General features: G+C 53.0%; 3 protein-coding genes. All 3 read right to left on the bottom strand.

The annotated features are described in order from the left end of the window. On the bottom strand, positions 1-544 hold a 544-nt coding region (locus tag ACOYNV_RS26985), incomplete at its 3' end, for a hypothetical protein (RefSeq protein ID WP_422902907.1). 68 nt (positions 545-612) lie between these two features. Continuing rightward, on the bottom strand, positions 613-2130 hold the full coding sequence (locus ACOYNV_RS26990; protein ID WP_422902908.1) for a hypothetical protein: 1518 nt from the start codon (positions 2128-2130) through the stop codon (positions 613-615). Then, complete coding sequence (locus ACOYNV_RS26995) at positions 2123-2965, bottom strand: hypothetical protein (protein ID WP_422902909.1); 843 nt, start codon at positions 2963-2965, stop codon at positions 2123-2125. Before ACOYNV_RS26995 ends, ACOYNV_RS26990 begins: the two co-directional genes overlap by 8 nt. Positions 2966-3049: the final 84 nt, after the last annotated feature.

Here is a 3049-nt window from a genome sequence, read left to right on the forward strand (position 1 = left end):
TCGTCATCGCTTGCGTCTGTTCGTCTTTCTCAGCCGCGTAGACGTCGTCGTAGGTAAGTTCGCCAGGATCACCGCCTCCCATCACGTCATCAAGTACCACGCCTCGGTAGGAGTTGTTGACGAAATTTGGTTCGAGAACGAAATCCATTCCGAAAAACTCAGGCTTGCTCGTGTCAATGGCGGTAGAGAATCCACCCATCTTGCTATCGAACAGCTTTGATGCAAGGCGGCCAGCGGCGGTGTCCAGGAACTCGGCCTTATGCTCTACATTTCCTTCGTAGTCGGCTTTCAGGTAGGTGGTAACGAATGCTGGCTCAATTGGGACGTACTTCCCGTTGTCCAGAACGCCTTCAACTGGATTCATTCCAAATCTGATACGCGGCATATGTCCGTAAAATCCAGTCATACCACGTGTGCTTACGCGCTCTTGGCAGGCCGGGCTGTTGATGGCGTCGCAAATGGCTTTGATGTTGAAGTTGCGCTCCGGCCCGACATGCTTTCTGCCGCGATCACGCAAATTGTATTTAATGACTGGCGTTTCCATGGTGATTACTCCTTGATTGTTCGCGCCATATTTGCACTATTGGAGATCGTTTCTTTCGCTGTTTTCCCTTAAACATCCGAAAACAAGCTTTCCGCCCTGGCCATCGCCGATTCCAATACTCCGCCTGACGATCTAACCCACCCTTCGCATACGATGTAGCTCAGGTTATCAAGCATCGAAAAGCAAATAGCATCCCACAAGTCAGGGCTGCTTAATCCGTCCCACTCTACAGACCCTTTCGGAGGGACGCGAACCCTTCCTTTGTCCGTGAAGCTCTTTGGAATGCGTGAGGATTGAGTCAGCAGAACATTTCGGTAGTTCTGTGTCAGCACCGATAACCGGCCCTCCTTTGCTGCCCTGGCCGCCTGGTGCATCGCTTGAGCGCGTAGATTCAGATACCTGTCGCTGTTCCGCTTTTTAAAGCATGGGTTTCCCCAATTAACCCGGTGCACGACCTTTCCCATGTCTTCGAGGTCTTGGCATACGTTTATCCCCAGTCCGCCAGAGTCGATCACGTAGGTAACGTTCTCAAGTTCAGATCCCTCATCTGCCAACGACTTCGCAAACATGTTCGAGCGAATCTTGTTGGTCAGGATCGGCACTTCAATAATCTCCACGCGCCTGGCCTCGGGCCCCATGTCGCCATACCCAATCACGCGCGCTATTACACAGGCTGATTTATCCCGCAACCCCTCGCCAGAAGCAATATCGCCAAGGACAAACCAACCGAAGTTCTCGTTGTCATCGATAATCCGGCCTCGGCGAAACATAGCCTCAGCCACTTTCAGGCTCATCATGTGTTTTGACGAGTCCTGCGGGAATATCCCCATAATTCGAACGTTGCGCTCGTCGTCGTCGTAGGAATTCCACAACTCCAAAAGGGAATCATCACTCACGAAAGGTGAGTCGAACGAGTCAAACACCAACGGCGTCCACTCCCCGCCGTTGCGCGTCGCCAGTTCGTTGTGCGTGCGCCAGAAAAATCCAGCGTTGCGAGTTGGCTGGCTGGTCAGAAGCATCCGGTTGTGCTGCTCGGTCAGGGCTCCAGTTAGCGTCGTCAGCACATTGTCTGGCAAGGTTGATGCCTCATCCCCGATAACCAGAAGCCACTCGCCATGCCGGCCGGCCATCTTGTTTGCTGTTTTCTCGTTGGCCGTCTTGCTTTCGACAAACCACACTAACTCAAACCCAATAACACGGCACGTGGCATTGGCTAAAATCTCAACGTGTTCAGCAATCCAGCTATGCGGTCCGCGCCGGATGCGCTCCAGGGCGACACCAATCTCTTTCCATAGCGTGGCCTTGAGTTGGTCCATGTCGTTCGCCGTCAATAGCGTTACTGACATTGGGTAGCACAGAAGGTGCCAAAGCACGATATTGGCTAGACCGGCGGTTTTCCCAGTTCCATGACCAGACGAAACGGATGTGCGCGATCGAGACTTTGACACGCTTCCAAACAATTCCCGCTGCTGTGAAGACGGGATGATTCCCTGCACCTCAATAGAAAACTGTTCTGCGCTCCCGGCGTATCGCTCACAGAACGGCGCCCATCGCGGGTCTTCAGGCAAAAGCAGCGGCTTAGTCATCAATCGACCCGCTTTCAATGACGATACCAAGCCGCTCTCGTCGGCCTGCCAAGAATGCATCACGGGACGCAGCCGTTTCAAGCGCCTTCGAATAAATAGCGTCAAGCACCTCGCGTTCAGGGAAGACGTTCAAATTAATGTCCTCCTTTATTTCGACCCGATCCTTCCATTTACGCGGCTGGCGGTTGATGAGCCACAGCTTGGCCGCCCCAGTTTCAGGAGGGTAATGCTTGGTCAGATTAGTCAGGATCACCTCACCATTCACGACATTCACACTGACGTCGGGGTGCGAGTACCCGGTGGCGCGCTGGTAAAGGCTTCTGGCTACATTCCCGTCGGCATCTTCTTTGCCGCTTGTAAGCGACTCTGAAAATTCCGGGAACCCATTCTTCCACTCGTAAATCGTGCTCTCGCAAACTTCAAAATGATTGGCCAGTTCGGAATCGGTCATTCCAAGTAAGCAAAGCTTGTAAGCCCGCTCTGCAAATTCAGGTTTGTATTTTGTTGGCCGGCCTACCGTGCTTTCGATAACATGCTTGATAACAGCCTCTCCCTGCATGGTTTCGCATGGTTTCTTCGAAGGTTTCTCTGATGGTTTCTTTGCTCCATGAGAAACCTTTGGAGAAACCTTGGGTAATCCCGGAAAAAAGCTCTCTGAAGCTCCTCCCCCCGGCTTCTTCCAGCCCTCTTTTAAAGCCGTCTTACGTACCCCTGGAACCGACACCGCCAATCCAAGCTGTTCGACCAGCCAAGAATAACCCTCTCGTGGATCAGACTCCCATGCGGCGCGGACTTCAGCCCACTGCTCTGGGGTTAATTTTGGTTTCGCTGCCATTTCAGATCAACAGGCTCAATTGGTTGGTTGAAGGCGCGGCGATGGTGCACTCGACTCTGAACCGTGCCATCTTCACCCGGGCGT

Origin of the sequence: Propionivibrio sp. (assembly GCF_049316945.1) — a bacterium.
Lineage (GTDB): Bacteria > Pseudomonadota > Gammaproteobacteria > Burkholderiales > Rhodocyclaceae > Propionivibrio.

Excerpts from the sequence above, each read along its gene's own strand:
- ACOYNV_RS26990 (WP_422902908.1), bottom strand. The coding sequence starts at position 2,130 with ATGACTAAGCCGCTGCTTTTGCCTGAAGACCCGCGATGGGCGCCGTTC.
- ACOYNV_RS26995 (WP_422902909.1), bottom strand. The coding sequence starts at position 2,965 with ATGGCAGCGAAACCAAAATTAACCCCAGAGCAGTGGGCTGAAGTCCGC.